The organism is Pelagicoccus sp. SDUM812002 (assembly GCF_031127835.1).
Classification (GTDB): domain Bacteria; phylum Verrucomicrobiota; class Verrucomicrobiia; order Opitutales; family Opitutaceae; genus Pelagicoccus.
In genome coordinates this window covers 23,411-43,876 of sequence record NZ_JARXHX010000021.1, presented here as the reverse complement: position 1 = coordinate 43,876, position 20,466 = coordinate 23,411, and the positions used below count along the sequence as shown (strand labels likewise).

The 20,466-nt window shown below is 55.4% G+C and carries 18 protein-coding genes; 9 read left to right on the top strand and 9 right to left on the bottom strand.

What is annotated here, in order from left to right:
- Positions 1-58 precede the first annotated feature (58 nt).
- The 5 genes from QEH53_RS20580 to QEH53_RS20560 are packed head-to-tail and all read left to right on the top strand — an operon-like array spanning position 59 to position 5,258.
- Positions 59-610, top strand: coding sequence for an AtzH-like domain-containing protein (locus tag QEH53_RS20580; RefSeq protein WP_309025105.1), 552 nt, complete (start codon positions 59-61; stop codon positions 608-610).
- Positions 607-2,025 (top strand): AtzE family amidohydrolase, encoded by a 1,419-nt coding sequence (locus tag QEH53_RS20575; protein ID WP_309025104.1) that lies wholly within the window; start codon positions 607-609, stop codon positions 2,023-2,025. The genes QEH53_RS20580 and QEH53_RS20575 overlap by 4 nt, the downstream gene beginning before the upstream one ends.
- The gene (locus QEH53_RS20570; protein WP_309025103.1) at positions 2,022-2,693 is read left to right on the top strand and encodes an isochorismatase family cysteine hydrolase; all 672 of its coding nucleotides are present in this window, start codon (positions 2,022-2,024) and stop codon (positions 2,691-2,693) included. The genes QEH53_RS20575 and QEH53_RS20570 overlap by 4 nt, the downstream gene beginning before the upstream one ends.
- Before the next feature lie 14 nt (positions 2,694-2,707).
- Complete coding sequence (locus QEH53_RS20565; RefSeq protein WP_309025102.1) at positions 2,708-4,324, top strand: hypothetical protein; 1,617 nt, start codon at positions 2,708-2,710, stop codon at positions 4,322-4,324.
- Positions 4,325-4,367: 43 nt separating this feature from the next.
- Positions 4,368-5,258, top strand: coding sequence for a hypothetical protein (locus QEH53_RS20560; RefSeq protein WP_309025101.1), 891 nt, complete (start codon positions 4,368-4,370; stop codon positions 5,256-5,258).
- A gap of 150 nt (positions 5,259-5,408) precedes the next feature.
- On the opposite strand, the gene QEH53_RS20555 is transcribed toward QEH53_RS20560, so the two are convergent.
- Positions 5,409-5,615: a hypothetical protein gene (locus tag QEH53_RS20555; RefSeq protein ID WP_309025100.1), complete on the bottom strand. Its 207-nt coding sequence runs from the start codon at positions 5,613-5,615 to the stop codon at positions 5,409-5,411.
- Positions 5,616-5,892: 277 nt separating this feature from the next.
- Here QEH53_RS20555 and QEH53_RS20550 point away from each other — a divergent pair, with 277 nt between their 5' ends.
- From QEH53_RS20550 to QEH53_RS20540, 3 genes are read left to right on the top strand one after another with little or no spacing between them, the layout of a single operon-like run.
- Positions 5,893-6,768, top strand: coding sequence for a sugar phosphate isomerase/epimerase family protein (locus tag QEH53_RS20550; RefSeq protein WP_309025099.1), 876 nt, complete (start codon positions 5,893-5,895; stop codon positions 6,766-6,768).
- Positions 6,753-7,772, top strand: coding sequence for a c-type cytochrome (locus QEH53_RS20545; RefSeq protein ID WP_309025098.1), 1,020 nt, complete (start codon positions 6,753-6,755; stop codon positions 7,770-7,772). Before QEH53_RS20550 ends, QEH53_RS20545 begins: the two co-directional genes overlap by 16 nt.
- The gene (locus tag QEH53_RS20540; protein WP_309025097.1) at positions 7,769-9,253 is read left to right on the top strand and encodes a hypothetical protein; all 1,485 of its coding nucleotides are present in this window, start codon (positions 7,769-7,771) and stop codon (positions 9,251-9,253) included. The genes QEH53_RS20545 and QEH53_RS20540 overlap by 4 nt, the downstream gene beginning before the upstream one ends.
- A gap of 117 nt (positions 9,254-9,370) precedes the next feature.
- Here QEH53_RS20540 and QEH53_RS20535 read toward each other — a convergent pair whose 3' ends face one another.
- The 5 genes from QEH53_RS20535 to QEH53_RS20515 form a co-directional block, all read right to left on the bottom strand.
- Positions 9,371-10,480 (bottom strand): endo-1,4-beta-xylanase, encoded by a 1,110-nt coding sequence (locus QEH53_RS20535; protein ID WP_309025096.1) that lies wholly within the window; start codon positions 10,478-10,480, stop codon positions 9,371-9,373.
- 271 nt (positions 10,481-10,751) lie between these two features.
- On the bottom strand, positions 10,752-11,411 hold the full coding sequence (pdeM, locus tag QEH53_RS20530) for a ligase-associated DNA damage response endonuclease PdeM (protein ID WP_309025095.1): 660 nt from the start codon (positions 11,409-11,411) through the stop codon (positions 10,752-10,754).
- The gene (locus tag QEH53_RS20525) at positions 11,408-13,867 is read right to left on the bottom strand and encodes a ligase-associated DNA damage response DEXH box helicase (protein WP_309025094.1); all 2,460 of its coding nucleotides are present in this window, start codon (positions 13,865-13,867) and stop codon (positions 11,408-11,410) included. The genes pdeM and QEH53_RS20525 overlap by 4 nt, the downstream gene beginning before the upstream one ends.
- Complete coding sequence (locus tag QEH53_RS20520; protein ID WP_309025093.1) at positions 13,845-15,461, bottom strand: ATP-dependent DNA ligase; 1,617 nt, start codon at positions 15,459-15,461, stop codon at positions 13,845-13,847. The genes QEH53_RS20525 and QEH53_RS20520 overlap by 23 nt, the downstream gene beginning before the upstream one ends.
- Positions 15,458-16,543 (bottom strand): ligase-associated DNA damage response exonuclease, encoded by a 1,086-nt coding sequence (locus tag QEH53_RS20515; protein ID WP_309025092.1) that lies wholly within the window; start codon positions 16,541-16,543, stop codon positions 15,458-15,460. The genes QEH53_RS20520 and QEH53_RS20515 overlap by 4 nt, the downstream gene beginning before the upstream one ends.
- A gap of 172 nt (positions 16,544-16,715) precedes the next feature.
- Here QEH53_RS20515 and QEH53_RS20510 point away from each other — a divergent pair, with 172 nt between their 5' ends.
- Positions 16,716-17,609: a DMT family transporter gene (locus QEH53_RS20510; protein WP_309025091.1), complete on the top strand. Its 894-nt coding sequence runs from the start codon at positions 16,716-16,718 to the stop codon at positions 17,607-17,609.
- A 43-nt stretch (positions 17,610-17,652) separates the two neighbouring features.
- On the opposite strand, the gene QEH53_RS20505 is transcribed toward QEH53_RS20510, so the two are convergent.
- The 3 genes from QEH53_RS20505 to QEH53_RS20495 form a co-directional block, all read right to left on the bottom strand.
- Positions 17,653-18,729, bottom strand: coding sequence for a M48 family metallopeptidase (locus QEH53_RS20505; RefSeq protein ID WP_309025090.1), 1,077 nt, complete (start codon positions 18,727-18,729; stop codon positions 17,653-17,655).
- Positions 18,730-18,800: 71 nt separating this feature from the next.
- The gene (locus tag QEH53_RS20500) at positions 18,801-19,163 is read right to left on the bottom strand and encodes an Hpt domain-containing protein (RefSeq protein ID WP_309025089.1); all 363 of its coding nucleotides are present in this window, start codon (positions 19,161-19,163) and stop codon (positions 18,801-18,803) included.
- Positions 19,164-19,325: 162 nt separating this feature from the next.
- Positions 19,326-20,459 carry an ATP-binding protein gene (locus tag QEH53_RS20495; RefSeq protein ID WP_309025088.1) on the bottom strand — a complete coding sequence of 378 codons (1,134 nt, stop codon included), beginning with the start codon at positions 20,457-20,459 and terminating at the stop codon, positions 19,326-19,328.
- Positions 20,460-20,466 lie beyond the last annotated feature (7 nt).

Below are 20,466 nucleotides of genomic sequence, written 5' to 3'. Positions count from 1 at the left end.
AGCAGGGAGGGAGCTCCGTTCATGGCCCCCTTCCTGCTGCTTTCCTAATCCTACCGAAATGCCCTTCCATAACGATTGCCAGACCCTTTCCGAAGTCACTGCAGCTTTTGAAGCCTACGAGCAGGCCCTCCTCTCCAACGATGTAGCCTCTCTGCAAAACTTCTTCTGGAACTCCCCGCACGCAGTCCGTTTCGGAGTGACCGAACAACTCTACGGACACGAGGAAATTGCCTCGTTCCGCCAAGCCCGCATCCCCAACTTCAACCAGCGGCAGGAGCTCAAGCGTTCGATCTCCACCTTTGGCGATTCATTCGCGTCAGTAATGTATGAATACATCTCAAACTACGACGACGGACCTCGCCCCGGAAGACAGTCCCAAACTTGGGTCAAAATCGAAGGCGACTGGAAAATAGTATCCGCCCATGTCTCCCTCGCCAGCGAACCGCATGCCAAGATCAGAGACAATCTCGCTTCTCTCGGATTGATCCCAGAAGGCGAAAACCTGCCCTCAATTCAAAAACACTTCGAAACCACCGCCTTCCTCGCGGGCGGGCTCATGGCGTATCCACTTCCCAACCACATCGAACCCGCCCCCGTTTTCCAACCATGAGATCGGAAATCGAAAAGGCCACCGCCAGCGAAATAGCCGCCGCCGTTCGTAGTGGAGACATTTGCGCAGTCGAAGTTACGAAACACTTCCTCGATCGCATAGACGCGAAAAACGGCGAACTGAACGCCTACACCCTCGTCACGCGCGAACGCGCTCTCTCAGAAAGCCAAGCCGTCGACGATATCGTCGCCTCTGGCCGCGATCCAGGACCGCTCGCAGGTGTGCCCTATTCCGTCAAAAACCTCTTCGACTTGAAAGGCGAAATCACCGTCGCCGGGTCCAAAATCAATCGCGAGAATCCGCCCGCTAGCACCGACGCCACTGCAGTCGAACGGCTATGCAAGTCAGGAGCCATCTGTCTCGGAGCTCTGAATATGGGCGAGTACGCCTACGACTTCATCACCAACAACCCACACGACGGCCCCACTCGCAATCCACACGATACCACCCGCTCAGCCGGCGGTTCCTCCGGAGGCTCTGGTTCCGCTATCGCTGGCGGCTTGGCCAGCATTACGCTCGGCACCGACACCAATGGCTCCATCCGCGTCCCCTCATCCTTCTGCGGCATCTGGGGTTTACGTCCCACTTACGGAGCTCTCTCCCGGGCGGGTTCATTCGCTTTCGTCGACAGTCTCGACACCATTGGTCCCTTTGCTCGCAGTCCGCTTGACCTCGCCCTAAGTTACGACGCCATAAGCGGACCGGACCGACGCGACGCTGCGTGCTCGAAACGCGAATCCGATCTCGTCGCCGCATCCATCGAAACCAGCATCGAACCGCTACGCATTGCCAAGCTCGGCGGCTACTTCGCAACGGGTGGTGAAGCCTTCATACACGAGGCCGTGGATACAGTTTGCCGAGACCTCGGCGTCGACAACGAGCTCGAGCTCCCTCAACCAGAGCTCGCCCGCACCGCCGCCTATCTCATCACTGCTGCCGAAAGTGCCCAACGTCACCTCGACAACCTCAAGAAATGCCCGCAAGACTTCGACCCCTTCATTCGCGACCGCCTCTTTTCCGGAGCCTTGATCCCTGCCGCCTGGCCGCTGCAAGCTCAACGCTTCCGTGCTTGGTGGAAAGAGCAGCTTGCAGAGATATTTCGCCATGTTGACGTCCTCATCGCACCCGCTACCCCGCTCCGAGCACCAGCCTTCGAACAGGAGACCTTTCCCTTCGCTGATGAAGAAATTCCACTTCGAGCGAATATCGGACTCTTCGCCCAACCCGTCTCCCTAGTGGGCTTGCCCGTCGTTGCCGCTCCCGTCCACTTGCCTGGAGAGCTACCTTGTGCGGTACAGCTAATCGGCCCGCCTCACAGCGAGGCAAAGTTGCTTCAGGTCGCTAACGCGCTGGAAAAGTCGGGCATCTGTTCCGCTCCGCTAGCAAACCAGCAACAGCTGACGGCCGACGTATGACAAAAGCAACTACAGTCAAAGCCTCGCCCTACGACTTTCCGCTTCAACCCGAAAACTGCGCCCTACTCATCATCGACATGCAGCGGGACTTTCTCGAATCCGGAGGATTCGGCGAAACATTGGGCAATGACGTTTCGCTCCTGCGCTCCGTTATCGAACCAAACAGACGTCTACTCGCCGCTTGGCGAGAAGCAGGACTGCCCGTTCTTCACACCCGCGAAGGACACCTGCCGAACCTCTCCGACTTGCCGCCTTCGAAACGAAATCGCGGCAACCCGTCCCTCCGCATCGGCGATCTAGGCCCCATGGGCCGCATCCTGATCCGCGGCGAAAATGGGCACGATATCATCCCCGAGCTCTACCCGCTCTCCGACGAGCCGATCATCGACAAACCAGGTAAAGGCGCTTTCACCCGCACCGACTTGGAAGCGCAGCTCAAAGCACGCGGAATCTCACAACTCGTCGTTACCGGAGTGACCACCGAGGTCTGCGTCAATACCACCGTGCGCGAGGCCAATGACCGCGGATTTGAATGCCTCGTCCTCTCCGACGCCACCGCGTCCTACTTCCCGTCCATGCACCATGCTGCCCTCGCCATGATCAAAGCCCAAGGCGGTATATTCGGTTGGGTGTCCGATTCTGATTCTCTTCTCGAAGTGCTTCTCTAAACCGTGCCCAATACATGAATACGACTCACTCTAGTACAACCTTCCGTCCCAAGATCTGGATTCCGGGTGATTGGAATGCCTTCTTCGGCTTCGGCACCAACATCCTCGTCAATGTCCTGACCATGACGGGGTTACTCCGCTTCGTCATCGGGATGCCGGACGAATTGGTATTCGGGCGCATCTTACCGGCTCTCGGCCTGATGCTGGTCATGTCGACTTTCTACTACGCATGGCTCGCCCACAAACTCGCCATCCAAACCGGCCGCGACGACGTTTGCGCCCTACCCTCTGGACCTGGCGTTGGGCACATGTTTATCTGCGTATTCGTGGTTATGTTACCGATTAAATTGGCCACCGGCGACCCCATCAAAGCGTGGGAAGCGGGATTAACCTGGGTTTTCATCCAAAGCATCGTGCTCATTCTCGGCGGTTTCGTCGGTCAATGGGTGCGCAAGATCACCCCTCGTGCGGCCCTCCTCGGAACACTAGCCGGTGTATCCATAACCTTCATATCCATGCGTCCTGCCCTGCAGATGTTCCTCACGCCGACCATTGGCATCCTCTGCTTCGCCATACTCATGGTCAGCTGGTTTGGGGGCATGAGGTACTTTCGCGGAATCCCCGCCGGTTGCATCGCTCTGGCAGTCGGTACCTTCATGGCCTGGACCTCAAACCTATTCGACCTCAATTGGGGAGGCCTTTCACTCGACGGCCTCGTTTCCTCCTTCACCAACTTCGGATTCCGCATTCCCATACCCGCTATAGGGCACACGTTTTCCGGATTCGAATACCTCGGCATCCTTCTCGTGACCGCCATTCCCTTCGGTCTCTACGATTTGATCGAAGCCATCGATAACGTTGAGAGCGCTTCCGTCGCTGGCGATAATTTCCCCACACGAAAAGTTCTCATGGCGGACGGCGTTTGCAGCATGGTCGGCTGCCTCATGGGCAATCCATTCGTGCTCGCCGTCTACATCGGACATCCGGGCTGGAAAGCCATGGGTGGTCGGCGTGGCTATTCGTTTGCCACCGGAGTGATGGTCATCGGCCTTTGCTGGTTCGGATTCGCTTCGGTCATGCTCGCGGCAATCCCAGTTGTAGCCATTTTGCCGATCCTACTTTACATCGGCATGCTGATCGGATCACAGGCCTTCCAAGAAACACCTCGCAAACACGCTCCGGCCATCATCCTCGCCATAGTGCCGCACATCGCCCACTGGGCATCTGGCTTGGTTCGCAGCACGCTCACCGCAGCCGGGGCCGGAGAGCTCACTCCCGAACTCAGTCAAAGGCTAGCAGGCGAAGGCGTCATGCTCGAAGCCCTCGAGATCCTTGGAGGCGGAGCGGTTCTCTCGGGAATCGTTCTCTCAGCAACCATGGTTTTCATCATCGAAAAGCAATTTCGGAGGGCTAGCCTGTTCGCCGCCGCTGGAGCCGTATTCACCTTTTTTGGATTTATGCACGGAGAGCACATCGGAATCGCTCAATCGCCAACTCTGGCTGTCGCTTACGTATTGCTGGCTGCCTTCCTCGCAGGCTGCGCTCGCTTTGCAACCTCCGAGGACGATGCACTTGCTGCCGAGTCAGAGGGACACGCTGAAGTCGAACCCGAACTCGCCGCTTCCCGATAGAAGCGCTTGTGTCAGCATAAATAATACGCAGTCTGAGCAGACAATGATCCTGCTCAAACTTTTAGCTGTCCTGACCCTCGCCTCAGTCGGGTTCAACGCAACTGCCCAACTCGCCCTAACTCCTTACGCCACGATAACGGACAAGGATATCGACGAGTCTTCTGGACTCGTCAAAAGCCGCCAGTTCGAGGACCTCTACTGGACCCATAACGACTCCGGCGACTCCGCTCGCATCTTCGCTATCACTCGCGATGGAAAAAGCGTGCAGACTGATTGGGCCAGAGAGAACCATCAGCCCTACGAAGGCATCTCCATAGGCGACGCAGTCAATATCGATTGGGAAGACATTTCTACCGACGACCAAGGCAACCTCGTCATCGCCGCCTGCGGAAACAACGACAACGCTCGCCGCGACCTCGCGCTTTACGTTATACCCGAGCCGGATCCGCGCAAGACGTGGAAGACGCGAGCACGGCAACGCATCGACTTCCACTATCCTGACCAAACCGAATTTCCAAATCCGGACCGCATGGACTTCGACTGCGAAGCTCTCTTCTTCGCCAACGGAAAACACTATCTCGTATCCAAAAACCGGAGCACCCCCGAAACAAAGCTTTACCGACTCGACGCTCAAAACGCATTCGTGAGCAATCCGCTAACCCTCGTCAGCACCTTCAATCTCCGCGGACAAGCCACTGGGGCCGACGCGTCGCCCGATGGCCGAAAGCTGGCAGTTATCACTTACACAAGCTGTTGGGTTTTTGAAAAGCCCGAGGGTAGCGACAACTACTTCGCCGGCAAAGCGTACTACAAAACCTTCTACGCCAAGCAATGCGAAGCAATCTGCTGGGACGATGACGAAACCCTCATCATCACCAACGAGCAGAAGCAGCTATTTGAAGTGAAATTATCCGAACTGATCGTCAATCAGTAGCGTACACCGCAGTGCAGCGTTTCCGCTGCCCTATACCTGGAAAACTGCTACCTCGTCCGAAGTTGCAACGAGAAAAACCGCGGATCCCGCTATCGGTCAAGATAGCGAAAACCGCGATTTTTCCTAAACACCACGCACCGTGGACAGCTTCTAAAAAAGCTGCCGCTTGGCACGTTCCCTGAGCCCTTGTTGCATCTTGTGCAAACGCTCGGAACGCTGTCTGGCCCGTTCCGGGCGGATCGTAGCTAGCTCATCTGGGTATTTACTGAGCAGCTGCTCGATCCAATCCTCGAGCGGGTACCTTAGCTTGACGGGTTCATCGAATCGATGTACCTCGTATTTGCGATTAGTATCCATTTTCCCTCCTTTATATTAGTATACGGATGAAAGACATAAGTGGATGTGATGCGTTCCCGAAAACCGCCTTTTGACGCTCGTTTTAAACTCGTCCTGGGCCGCTCTTGTTACGAAGAGGACTGTATTTTCTCATTGCGAAACCTCCGATTGAACGGGTTAACTGTTTAACAACTCGGAGGACCCCCTCGATTGGCTCATATCTAACCTCCGAAATTAACCCGGCTCGAGCGTCGACATTGATGATTCCATTCTTCGAGCTCCAACCCCCACACCTCGTATGCAAGATTCACTGACGCGACGCGCCTTCAACCGCTCGTTCTTACTTCTCACCGGCTCACTCTGCCTAAGTTCGAAAGCCTTCGGCAAGTCGGTTCAACTACCCAAGGTTGGAATACAATCCAATTTGGGCAACGCTCCGCAGATCCACGCCGCGGGCGGACAGTTTGTCGGCCTTAGCGTAGCAGATTTTCTGGATCCCTTCAGTAAGGAGGAAGAGTTCGCAGAGAAGCTAGAAACCCTTTCCCACTCTCCCATTCCTATCTACACTTGCAATAGCTTCATCCGAGCTAACCACCTCCATTGCACTGGGCCCGAGGCAAATCACGACGAAGTAGTCGAATACTGCGAAATCGCCTTCGACCGCGCTAAACGCGCAAACGTCACCAACATCACTTTCGGCAGCTCCGGCGCTAGACGGATTCCCGACGGATTCGAGTATGAAAAGGCAATCGAGCAATTCGTGTCGCTGCTCAAACGACTGGGACCTCTTGCTGCCGCTCGCGGAGTCACTGTAAGTGTCGAGCAACTACGAACCCAGGAATGCAATTTCATCAACCATATCACTGAAGTCGAACGAGTGGTGCGGGCCGCCGACCACCCAAACATTCGAGGAGTAGCCGACTTTTACCATATGGCGGCCGAAGGAGATACGCCCGAACAGCTCGCCGCAGCGGCCGATATCGTTCATCACGTCGAAATCGCGGAGCTGGAAGGCCGACGCGTGCCAGGCACCAGCGGCCAAGATTTTCGCCCTCTTCTGGGAGTCCTGAAAAAAGCGGGTTACCAAGGAGCGATTGGCATAGAGGGAAACTGGGAGCTCTCGGAAATGGAAGCGGCATTCAAAGAGATCAAAAAGCAATGGACCGAAGCCTAACCAAATCGCTTTTTATGTTCGCCAGTCTCAGCGTAACTTCCTTGTCACCAGCAAATGGAGACAAGGTTTTCGCCAGTTACTGCGCCTCCTGCCATGGGAGCGACGGAGCCGGTCTACTTGGCCCCAACCTGACCGATCCAGAAATCCTGCACGGAAGCTCGCTGCCTGAAATCAAAGCCGTCATCGAAAACGGCGTACCGGCAAAAGCGATGCCCGCTTGGTCCAACATCCTCTCAGACGATGAAATCGATGCGGTAGCCAAGCACGTCCGATCTATCATGGGGACCAACCTAGTCGGTCCTAACCAAAAGGGAAAGTCCACCGTCACGCCCTTTCCCGAGGGAACGCTCGATCGCCCGATCTTGCTGCGTACCTTCATGCCAACCATGGGGTTGCCAGACAGCGTATTCACCCACCACGACCGGGGAGAAGCCACTCCGAAATACAGCCCCAGTACCGGTACCTTCGATCCCGAGGAAACAGATCCAGTTGTTCCGGGAGTCCCGGGAGCCATCGCCGTAAATTTTGGCAACTCGCTGTCGTACTGCTTCGACTCCACAGAGTGCCGCCTACTCTACGCATGGAGCGGGCCTTTCCTCGACATGACCAACTACTGGGGAGCGGGCGAGGGCGGAGGACGCAAACGCTTTGCCTACCAAGCGGAAGTAATGGGTCCACCTTCCTTCATCACCAATGGTCCCCCTTTTTTCGAGGGAACACCACAGTTCCTAGGGTACAAGAAAGTCCGAGGAGTTCCAAGTTTTGAATACAAATGCGGAGAACTGGAAGTTAGTCTGCTCATCGAACCGGGATCAACTGCGGGCGAAGTCGTATGCACCTACCGGACAAACGCGAATAAGCCGCTTACAGTTCCCCTGCCCTCCGGAGAGGAATTCGAAATCCGTAGCGATCAGGGCAAAATCCGGAAAGGCACCCTGCGCTTGAAGGCAAAGCAAGCCCAAGCCTTCACCCTCACCATCACCCCTAGAACACAAGTTCGATGAAGACATTCACCCTTATCCTCGGGCTTTTCGCCTCCGCAATTTCGCAACTCTCTGCGGGTAGCTATAAAATCGAAGCTATCGCGGTTCCGCATTACGTCGTTCCCGAAGTGGGAGGACTCGGTTTCACCCCCGAAGGGGAACTTGTGGTTGCGTTGCGCCGCCACGGAATCCTCATGGCTCAGCCATCCGAAGACCCAACCGATTTCCCTTGGCGAGCGTTCTCTACCGATAGCCTGCATAATCCTTGCGGCATCCAAATCATCTCCAAGGACGAAATCATCGTATCCCAAATGCCGGAACTTACACGTATCTCCGACACCGATGGAGATGGCATCGCCGACAGCTACGAAAACGTGGCGGATTCCTGGGGCGTTAGCGGAAACTATCACGAAACCAACGCTCTCGTCCCCGACGGTGAAGGAGGCTGGTACGTCGCAGTCGGAACCGCATCCCACAACGGCCCGACTTTTGAGCACACCCGCGGAACGTTTGAGCCTATGGGTCGCATTGGACGCAACTTCTCCGCTGTACCTTGGAAGGGATGGGTCGTTCATATCGATTCAGAGGGAAACAGCACACCGATCGCTGGCGGATTCAGGGCGCCCAACGGTATCGCGATGGACCAGCAAGGCCATATCTTTGCCACGGATAACCAAGGCGACTGGCGGGGAACATCCCCTCTCTATCACGTCGAAAAAGGTAATTTCTACGGACACCCGTCCAGCCTAGTTTGGGACAAAGAATTTACAGCTTCAGTATCTGTAAATCCACTACAGTACTATATCGACGATTTCGAGCAGTATCAAGAGGACCGAACTCGAGCTGTCATCGAGTTCCCGCACGGATTCATCTGCAACTCCCCGAGCGAGCCGCACTTCGACACCACCGGCGGCAGCTTCGGACCGTTCGCCGGACAAGCCTTCGTAGGCGACATCGCCGGCGATCGCATCCTTCGCTGCATGATCGAAGAAGTCGACGGAGTCCTGCAAGGAGCCGTAGTCAAGTTCATCGACGGCGGTATCGGCGGCGGCACCAACCGCCTGGCATTCAGCCCCGACGGAAAATCTCTATACGTCGGCCAGACCTACCGCGGCTGGGGAAACCTCGCCGAAGGCCTCAAGCGCATCACATTTACCGGCGAGATGCCCTTCGACCTGCAGAAGATCGCTCTCCAACCAGACGGCTTTCGACTGACTTTCACCAAACAGCTCGATCAAGAGTCAGCCGGCCAGCTCGCCAACTACTCCGCGAAAAGCTATTGGTACAAATCGCACCACCAATACGGCAGCCCTCAGATGGACGATCGAGAACTACCCGTCGAGAGCGTTACCATAAATGGCAACGAAGCAGTCCTCGTGATCCCAGGTCTCGAACCGGATCGAATCGTCGAGCTCAACCTCGCCGATACCCTGTTAGCAGAAGACGGCACCCCAATAGCCCACGGCCTGATCTGCTACACTATCCGTAAGCTGAAGCCGTAGTCTCCGGGTTCGTCCCTCTCCCGGCCGTTTCAAGATACCAATCTAACTACTGCCCTAGCCTCGCCTAGCACGAGCGGGGCCTTTTCATATAATGAGATGTCTGCAACCAAAGACCGACTACTCGCTCAACGATGCCTCCAAGCCTTCTTTGAACCCATAGAAAGCAGGCTTCGGGTTCAATTCTTCGTCGAAAATACAAGGCCAGTCCTTCATTCCGAAGAACCCAGGTATCCAGGTACTCCCATCACTGAAACCCCAAAATGTAATTCCAAATTGTTGCTCCTCCGGAATGATTCGCCGGTACATCAACACCAAATTCCGATACTTTTCCGCCTGCTGTTCTCTCATCTCGTCCGTAAGTTCCGAGTAGATCTGCTCCCCACCACCGCGGGTATCGTCATGGCGATTGAAGATGATGTCGACCTCCGACAGGTGGATCTGCAAGCCCGTCGCAGCTCCCTTGCGCAGGGCTTCGGCAATTGTCTCGTCAGGAATATCCATGCGAAGGTGCATTTGGAATCCTAGGCCAGATATCGGCACACCTTGGTTTGTAAGATCCGAAATCATCTCCAACGCTGTATCCAACTTTTCCATATCCCGCTCGATATTGAAATCGTTGTAGAACAACACAGCCTCCGGATCCGCCTCGTGCGCATAGGTGAACGCTTTAGCGATATAGTCCTTTCCCAGGGCACGGTACCACACAGACTGCCGATACCCAGGGCCCGAGGTGTTCATCGCTTCGTTGACCACATCCCATCCCGCAACCTTCCCCTTATATCGTCCAACATAGGTGTGGATGTAATCCTTCATAAACGCGTCTAGAGCCTCCGGATCCTCAGACAAGTCCTCGACCCAGTCTGGGGTAGCGCTATGCCAAATAAGAGTATGTCCGAACAGTCTCTGGTCATTCTCCTCTGCAAATGCCAGCATCTGATCCGCAGGTCCAAAATCGTACCCACCGGGCTCCCTCGCCACGAAATGCATCTTCATCGCATTTCCGGCCGTCACACTGTTAAATTGCTCCACGTGCAAAGCTGCCAAATCTGGCCGCCACAGGTAATGCCGGGTACTCATAGAGGAGCCGATTGGAAAACTGGATACATCCTTTAGTTTAGTAGTGGCTTCCTCCGATCCAGACTGAGCATGAGATTCATGACTGAGCGATAAGGCGACAGCGAAAATTGAAATCGAAAAGGACAAAGTTCTCCATCCATTTGTCTTCATAGAGTATATACGTTATGGGGGTTAGATTAGGCAAAGGACTCAACAATTCCCCCTCAAAATTGACAACGATCGAATCGCCGACTTCCACCCTCTCAATAGACGAGACTCTTCGTAACGAGAAAGAACAGGTCGATGCCAACTTACAGAAGCCTGTTAAAAAGCCATCACATACCTGACACGCTCTGCATGCAGGTGAGATTTTTTGGCTGAGCAGACGATCTTTCGAGTTGGAAAACACTAAAGCAATCAAGCAGTTTCTTCGTCACCCTCATCATCGTATGCTCACCGCCGTCGCATCGAGCGCAGCCACGATTCGGTCTTCTCTATCCGGGGCGATTGCCTGTCCACCAGCCAAACGAGAAAAAGCAGGTAGCACGAGCTGACGTTTCTGAATCCAAAAAACGGGTACCCGCACCGAGCTCTTGCGCGAATCGGAAAGGCGGTAGGTGGGATGTATATGCCCGCAGACTACGGGGCGATCACTGCTCTCGACTGGATGATGCCTAAAACAGATCCCGGCTTCCTTCCATTCCGTGACCCAATTCACGTTCGGGAACAATGTTCGATCCACCTGGTGTCGATCATGATTTCCGTCCGTCACGATCAGTTCCAAGCCACCGCAGCAAGACCGCCAATTGTTGAATATTGCTACGAAGGGCTCGGTCTCGTCGATTCTCCCGTGAACGAAATCTCCCAGCACCACCAGCCGCCGGGCTCGTGTAGATGCCACGATCAAACCGATTCGGCCGAGATCGGCTTCGTCGCTCCCATGCGGCATGGCCAGCCCCTCCCGCCTGAACACGGCATCTCTCCCAAAGTGCGTATCTGCGATAAAAAGCGTCTCTCTCTCGGGCCACCAGAGAGCGCCCTTCGGAAGGGCGATAAAATTTTCTCCACCAAAGGATATCGCAGCTGTATCGGATCCATTCATACGCGCTGTGCTTTTGCCTCGGCTATTTTGCTGAGTCGCTCGGCCATGCCGCGCACTCGTGTTTCCCAGGTTTCAGAAGAGACTGTCTGGGAACGAATTCGCTCCGCCCAAAGGGGAAACGCCAAAGGAGTTAAGCGCTCAGGAGTCACGATCTCGATTTCCCCGCTCTCCACATCAGACAGAGCAACCTCGATCCGCGCCTGGTCAATTTGCTCGAGCAAGACCTCTCGCAGAGATTGCTCCACCAGCAGGTTCTCAGGATCGTATTTCCTAAGAACCTCGAACAGTAACGAACTAGAAACCTGTAGTTGCTTTACGGATTTTCCCTTTCCGGGATAGCCCGCGAACACCAAGCCAGAAACGCGAGCGATACCGCGGAAGCGGCGTTTGCTCAATTCCGCCTCGTTGATTCCTGACAGCAAGTCCTCCCTCCAGTTCGTCGGAGAGAGCAACTCGCGAATACCATCCGCAGTTAATTCAACCTCTTGACGCGACAAGAGTTCGAATCCGTAGTCGTTCGCTGAGACATGAAAGGTGGTCTCGTACAAGCGGCTCAACCGCAAAGCTACCAAATTTCCTAAGCCCTCGTGAGCAAACCTGCCCGCAAAAGGATAGAAAAACGAGTGGTGCCCTTCCCGCGTCACTATCCTTTCCACCAACAGTCCCTTTGCTAGCGGCATTTTAGACCACGATTGCTGAATCTCAAGCAGCGGCTTCAGAGCCAACATTTCTGGAGAGACCGTCTCGTCCGCTCCAGCTGAGAGCAGGTGCCTTAGAGTCTCGGCCAAACGCGTCGAAAGCGGAATCCTGCCCCCCGCCCAACGAGGCACGATCCTTTTACGATTTTTGGAAACGCGTACGCTGGCCGTCATGTCGCGCGTCGATACTAGCTCGAGGATTCGGCCCCCGAACAAAAAGCTATCACCTTTCTTCAACTTGCCGATGAAGGATTCTTCGACGCTCCCGATATATCCACCCTTCAACCACTGAAGCCGCATCGATCCGTCATTGCTGATGGTGCCGATCGTCATGCGGTGTCGCTGGGCGACTTGCCGGCTGACCGCCCTGTACTTTCCGTCCGACTCCTTAACCTTATTGAATTGTGGATACGCTTTGAGGGCAGTTCCGCCTCTCGTCATGAAGTCGAGTGTCCACTGCCATTGCTGGTCTGTCATTTCGCTGAAAGCGCTTGTGGACCGAACCTCCTCCAGGACCTCGCCAGCCACGAAGCCATCCGCTAATGACAAGGTCACGCAATGTTGTGCCAACACATCCAAGGACAGTTTCAACGGAATACGCTTTTCGAGCTGTCCTTCCTCGGAAGCGATTCGGGCCGCCGCGATCTCCGCCAACTCCAACGCATGTGTCGGCACGCAATAAATAGCGCTCGGCTGCCCCGGCCGATGACCACTACGGCCGGCTCGCTGCAGCAAACGAGCAACTCCCTTGGGACTACCGATTTGCATCACCTGCTCGACGGGCTGAAAGTCCACGCCCAAGTCCAAGGATGACGTGCAGACAACGCATTTGAAGGCCCCGTTCTTTAGTCCCTCCTCGACCTCGTCCCGCGTCTCCCTCGATAGCGAGGAATGATGCAGCGCGATTTTATCTGTCCATTTCGTTGGGCGCTCTTTGAGCTTTTCGAACCACAGCTCCGCTTGCGAACGTGTATTGGTGAAAACAAGGGTAGTCTCTGCCTTTTCGATCTGTTGCACGACCTGCGGCAATAAGGTCAAACCGATATGTCCCGACCACGGAAAGCGCTCCATCGTTTTTGGCAGTATCGAATGGATACGGTACCGCTTAACCGCATTCGACCTGATGACCCTACCGTGACCGGATCCCACCAAACAGCTCAAAGCCTCGTCAAGGTTGCCAATGGTGGCCGTCAGAGCCCACGTTCTGAGATCAGGATTAAGCCGCCTGAGCCGGGCCATGCACAACTCCAGCTGTACGCCACGCTTGCTCGCCAGAAGTTCATGCCATTCATCCACAAAAATACATTTGAGCTGACCCAGCTGATCTTGCATTTCCCGATAGCTGAGGGCCAAGGAAAGACTTTCGGGTGTAGTGACGAGGCAGGTGGGAAGCCGCTTTTTCTGCCGGGCTTTCACGCTCGCGGCCGTATCGCCAGTTCGCAGCTCAACGCTCCAGTTCAAACCGAGTTCGCCCACCACCTGTCTCAAACTCTGAACCGTATCCGCTGCCAGAGCACGCAGGGGCGTCACCCACAGCACCGTGATCGGATCGGGCTTTTGTTGGGCTGATTCCTCCCGATATTCTAAGGCCTCGATCACCGGCCCCATCCAAGCTGCGAGCGTTTTGCCTGTTCCCGTGGGAGCGTTTATCAGAACCGACTCTCCCGAAAGATAGGCGCGCCAAGCTTCCCTCTGGAAGGCTGCCACTTTCCAAGAGCGGCGGGCGAAATACGACTTAACTTCCGCTGGTATCCGCATCCGGCCTCAGTAGCTCGCGCACCTGTTCGAGCGTATCCGCATCCTCAGGCCTCTTGTCTTCTCGCCAGCGTAAAATTCGAGGAAACCGCACTGCGACTCCTGACTTGTTTCGCTTTGACTCGTTGATACCTTCAAACGCCAATTCAAAGACATGCTCAGCTTTGACAGAGCGCACTGGACCGAAGCGCTCGATTGTATTTCCGCGAATCCAACGGTCTAGCCGAGCGATCTCCTTGTCAGTCAATCCTGAATACGCCTTAGCCAGCGGCAGCAAATCCTTTCCCGACCAAACAGCGAAGGTGTAATCGGTAAAGAGCGTTGCCCGGCGTCCACTGCCCGCTTGAGCATAGATAAGGACAGCGTCCACCGTATACGGGTCGATCTTCCACTTCCACCAACTTCCCCGCTTGCGTCCTGTTTCATAAACTGAGTCCGCTTGCTTGAGCATAAGGCCCTCCACTCCGCGCTCCCTAGCCGACTGGCGAAGCGTCGCCAATTCTTCCCAAGTCTCCGTCGCTACAATCTCCGACAATCCAATGCTCGCATCCGCCGCATCAGTCACCAGCGACTCCAATCGCTGGCGACGCTCGACAAGCGGCCGATCTCGAAGGTCTAACCCGTCCGCTTCCATACAGTCGTAGCAAACAAGTCGGATCGGCACTTCCGACATCAACTTTTTGGATACTTTTTTTCGATTGAGTCGGCGCTGCAACTGCGAAAAAGGCAACACCCCATCCTTCCACGCGAGCAACTCCCCATCGAGAACCGTACCGTCCGGCAACGAGGCGCATGCTGCCTCGATCTCTGGAAATCGTTCCGTCACCAGTTCTTCTCCTCGCGACCAGATGTAGCTACGTCCGCCACGTCGGATAACCTGAGCGCGGATTCCATCCCACTTCCATTCCGCTATCCACTCACCTCGCAGCCCTAGATCCCCCGGATCCTTTTCGATCGGTGAGGCCAGGAAAAATGGATACGGCTGAGACGCATCGCTCGCTGCCGTATTTGGATCGACTAGCGCCTCGTAAGTTTCCGCCGAAGGCACGAAGTTTCCCATCAATCGATGCAGGATCACCGGACGCGGTAGACCGGACGAGGCAGCGATGGCCTTGGCGAGAAGAAGTTGCGACACCCCGACCCGCAAGCCGCCGGTCAGCAACTTAGTCGCGATGAAGCACATCGAAGCGGGCAGATCCGTCCACCATGCCTTGACGATCTGTGCCTGCTTCGCGGGGTCGTTGTCGCCTAGAGCTTGCAAGCGCTGCTCCACCCATCCGCTCAACGATAGATCCATCGCCTCCGGCCTCGGTGCCGCTTGGTGCCGAACGAGAAGCGAAACGGTTTCCGCAAAGTCTCCCACGCTAGCATAGCACTCCTCGACCATCCAGAGCTCGTATCCAGAAACTTCTACTAACCATTCCTTAAGGTCAGCCCTCTTGACGAGCCGCTTCATCCGTTTACCTGAAAGGAAATATATGGCCCAGGCAGCATCGTCCGAATCCGCGGTGGCAAAGTAGCTGCGCATCGCCTCCACTTTTGCGTTGGTGGAGGTCGTCGCATCCAAGGCCTCGTAGAGCTCTACGAAGCGCTTCACGTCTTAGCTCCTTCTTCCTTTGATTCCGCATCGTCTTCCTGCCTCGCACTGTCAAAACGGGAGCGAATGGCGTCGGCCTCGTAGCCACGCTCGCGCAAGTAGCGCACCAGAATGTCCGACTGCCCGTGCGTAGCGAGAATGCGCCGTGCCCCGGTTTCTTTAATAGTGCGAATGAGCCCCTCCCAATCGGCATGGTCGGACAAGACGAATCCGCGGTCATGCCCCCTTCGGCGACGGTTGCCCCGTACCTGCATCCACCCAGAGCAAAACGCAGAGGAGCATTTCCCGAAGCGGCGCATCCACGGTGTCCCGTTCGCCCCGGGAGGAGCGATGATCAAGTCTTGGGAGTAATCTTGGCCTCTGCGAGTCCGGTCATTCACCGCTAAATCTGTAGGAGCAAGTTGAATACCCTCTTCTCGGTAAATTTGAGTGAGCGGGGCGACCGCGCCATGCAGCAAAACCGGCCTATCTGCCAAGTCTTGGAGCGCTCCAAGCACCCTCTGCGCCTTCCCTAGCGAGTAGCAAAACAGCACGGATGCGCGGCCTCTAATGCGATTTGCCATCCACCATGCGTGGATCGATTCAACGACCGCATCAATCGAGGGCCAATGATAAATCGGCAAGGCAAAGGTCGCTTCGGTTATGAAGGTGTCGCACGGAACGACTTCAAACGATTCGCAAGTAGGATCCGCATCTCTTTTGTAATCACCCGATACCACCCATACCTCGCCCTCCGCTTGCACGCGGACCTGAGCGGAACCAAGGACATGGCCCGCCGGATGTAGACTCACCACAGCATCTCCAAAGCGGACCTGTTCGCCAAACGGCAAAGCATAAAAGTCGATCTGGTTGCCGAGACGCTTGCGGAGCAGAGCTTCCGACCGAGGTGAAGCGTAGTACATCTCGTTCCCGCTGCGAGCGTGATCCGAATGCGCATGCGTCACGACTGCTCTCGCGACCGGACGAACCGGATCGATGTAAAAGTCCCCCGCCTTGCAATATAGTCCTTCTTTTCGCGTCTCGATGACCATGGTATGCTTATTCGTATTCAGGCAACGCGCCAACTTCTGGTGCGCTGGCAAAACAGGGGAAAAAAGTTTACTAGCCCCTGCTCGTAATAGAATGCATTTTGAATGCGACGACCGAACACGGTAGAAGCTTAGCCACCACGAAAACGCGCTGAGCCCATCGAAACGAGGAGATGCGTTTCCGTCGTGACACCTCCTGTCGTTCGTGGCAGGAAAGCCCCCTCCCATGCTTCGCTTCCTCCTGCTTCTCTCTGGTGTATTCTTCTGCTCAACCTCGGTCATACTGATCCGGTCTAGTAGCTTGGCGCCAGCACTAGTCGGCAGCTACCGCCTGCTGTTTGCCTCCATCCTGCTGCTCCCCATTTTTCTCAAGAGCTGGCATACTCATCGAAACAAGGTTCAGCCACGCCTGTTTCTACGCTGCCTCATTCCATCGATTCTGCTAGCTGCACACTTGATGTCTTGGGCAGCCGGCGCCCGCATGACCTATATCGCTAACGCGACCTTGATTATCAATCTGACGCCCGCCGTCATGCCGCTGCTCGCCTTCTTCCTGATCAAAGAAAAAGTAACCCGTCGTGAGATTTTGGGTACAGCCGTTGCGCTCGTGGGAGTGGCCATCCTTTCGGCGAACGCTTTTAGTATCAACCCCGACTACTTGATGGGGAATTTCGTGTGCTTCGCCTCCATGATCACCTTCGCTGCCTACCTCGCCTTCGGCCGCATCAACAAGGACTTCCCCTCCATTTGGCTCTATATGGTGCCGATATACATCATAGCCTCCGTGGTCTGTTTCCTCTTTTCTGTCGCTACCCTGGATTCAGTCTGGATCGGCTCCTGGGAAGAAGCGAGATGGATGCTGGCCATGGCCATTCTCCCCACCATCCTCGGACACGTCACCCTCAACAATAGCCTGCGTTACTTTACTGCTCAAACCTTTGCAGTGGTCAACCTGCATCAATTTGTTTCCGCTGGCATCTTGGGTTGGCTCATATTCAGCGATTCACCTCCAAAGACATTCTACTTCGCCGCCGCCCTTTGCGTGAGCGGCGCCGTCATCGTCATCCACGAGGCGGCAAAGATTCGCAGGGCCGAACGAGCGAAACAAGCCAATGGTTGACGACAGGTCTCCACTAGTGCCCGCGAGTTCGCGCGACGCCTGACTACTCGATCTCGCTCACGTCGCCTTGCAGGTAGGCTTCTGGATAGATGGCTTCGCCAGCTTCCCGTTTAGCTTCGATCGCGGCGATCACTTTCCCGGCCGTTTCCACTCGCTCGAACTCCTTCGCGGTCAGTTCGCCTTTGCGGCTCCTGCTTCGCAGTACTTTGTCCCAGAACTCTGGATACCCTTGAATTTCGTAATCGGCTGAAGCTAGCAAATAGAGAGCGATCAAGTCCGCCTCGACCTCGAAGGCGTGCGAATAAGCGTTGCCACCCATGCCACCGAAGATACCGCCTGTGTTCACTCCGCTCGCCGCAGCGGCTACATCAAGCAGCTGGCCTAGCATCGCATTTTTCCCCTTTTGCTTGGAGTGGCGCATCACGTTCTTGGCGAGAGCGTAGGCGCAAAGATAAGCGAGATCCTCGTCTCGCTTGATTCCTTCTACCAGAGACAAGCCTATCCAGATCACGTCCCCGTCTACCTCAAGGTCCACTGCGTTCGAGGCTACCACTATCACGCCATAGTAGGCGCCTTCAACGGGAGTCACTTCCAGTTGGATGACTTCATCACCCCGCTGCACCTCCAATTGGTTGGGACCACCTGGCTCTAAACGACGCTTGACTTGCCTCGCCGCAAAGATCGCGGAGCGAGCCCCTTGCGGAACCTTGTCTCCATTTAACGAGAGCAAACGATCTCCCGCCCTCAAGCCTGCGCTTTCGGCGGGCGAGTCGGGAAATACGGTGAGCACGGTAACCCATGGTCCAAAGCCTTCCGCACGCGCCTCCTCTATGAGCGCCTCGCTATAAAAAGCCTCCGTCACGAAAGCGGCCCCGATGTATCCATGCGTTTCCTCCGAGCGGTAGTTGGCCGCTTTCTCGATGAGTGGATGCAGTATCTGCCAAACCGACGACTCGGCATCGTGAACCCGCCCTAGGAACGCTGCTCGCATACGTGCTTGCTCGGCCTCTTGGCGGGCTCGCTCCGCCTTTCGTTCAGCCGACGAAGTCGAGTCACAACCGCTGAGAAGCAAAAAGCTGAGGCTGAGGGCGAGGGCAGTGATAAGTCTGAATCTAGGCATGAGTTGGAAGACTTGCAGCCTAGCGGTCGAGCGGACCTTATCAACTCCATTACGGAGGGCTCGCCGTCATACTAATTGTCGAGGTAGCTTCGAATCTCTCCAATGGTCTGGCTAACCATATTCGCAAGGAGATCGACGCTATCGAGAGCGAATTTTGAGTCGCCTCCCCTCAGGGACTTTTCGATGCGAAAGGTCAGGTTTGATACAGCTGAAAGGTCCGCATTCTGAGAAGCTCCTTTCATGGCGTGGATACGCAGGGTCGCCAATCCGATTTCTCCCGCTTCTATCGCTAACGCGAAATCCCGGAAGTTTGCGTTAATATCCGGCACACAGGCTTCGAGAACTTGGGAGACGAGCTCTCCGTCTCCCATGAGCCGTGACTCGAGATTCTTCGAGTCGAAAAGGGTGATAGAGTCGCTCGATTGGTCTGACATAAGACGAACTTGATAAATTGATTTGAATGCTGGGCTTGCCCCTCTCATCGACGCGAAGGCTGCATATTTGAGGCAAAGGCAAACATTCTTACATTTTGCCTAAACCGATTTGGCTGAATCGCCTCATTCGTTGAGGATTCGAGTACTGAGAATCCTGCAAAGCTAAACCATCGCTTCTTGGATCAGACGCGCGGAGACAGCCGCCGAATCCATCCGAGGGAGCGTAAACTTGAACGTAGATCCAGCCTCTAGTTCAGATTCGACCCAAATCCTGCCTCCATGGGAAGATACCACTCGTTGGCAAATAGCTAGTCCCAGTCCGACACCCTCCGACTGGCCTTGCCCAACCAATCGCTTGAATGGCTCGAAGATCCGTTCGAAGTACTTAGGGTCGATCCCTCGTCCGTTGTCCTCTACCGAGATCTCAGTACACTCGGCGGACTCAACTGCTGAAATCCTGATGACCGGCGCCCGCTCGCCATGATACTTTATCGCGTTCGCTATCAAGTTTTGCAGCACGTGGATGAGGAGGCCTTCGTCCGCTTGCACTTCGTGAAGCTGACCTATGTGAACGGTCGCATTTCGCTCGTGCACGAGTGCGCTCAAATTAGAGACTGCCTGCCGAGCGAGACCGGAAACGTCTACCGTACCGAGGGTCAAAGATTTATCGCCGAGTACGCTGAAGTGAAGAAGGCTATCGACCAACTTTTCCGCTTGGTCCGTGAAAGACTCGATGTAAGCCAAGAATTCGAGCTCCTCTTCCTCCACCTGTCGAGCTCGCGCCTTCTGTTTGAGCAACGTCGCGTATAGTCCTATAGACTTGATCGGCGACTTCAAGTCGTGCGCCGCAACGTGAGCAAAGCTCTTGAGGTTTCTCTGCGCTTCCTCGAGCTCCATACGTTGTCTCCAACGCTCCAAGCCGTAGCGCACGGCGCGAGCCAATTGATCCGCCCCGAACTCTCCCTTGGTCAAAAAGTCGATAGCCCCCATTCTCAAGGATTGCTCGCCCAGCCCTTCATTAGAGTTAGCGGTCAGGACGATAACAGGATTCGACGGACCCAAAACACGGAAAAACGTTTCAACGGTATCCAGCCCTTGGCTCTCGGGCAATCCAAGATCGAGAACGACCAGGTCATAGCGTGCGAGCGGTAGCTCGTCGAAGCAGGCCGACAAGGATGAAACCACCTTGACCTCATGCGCGTGCTCGAAGGCTTTGCCGAGCGCAGCCTGGAAGAACACAGCATGGTCACGGCTGTCTTCTACGAGCAATATTCGAACTGTCTTAGGATATTCCATCTCTTCG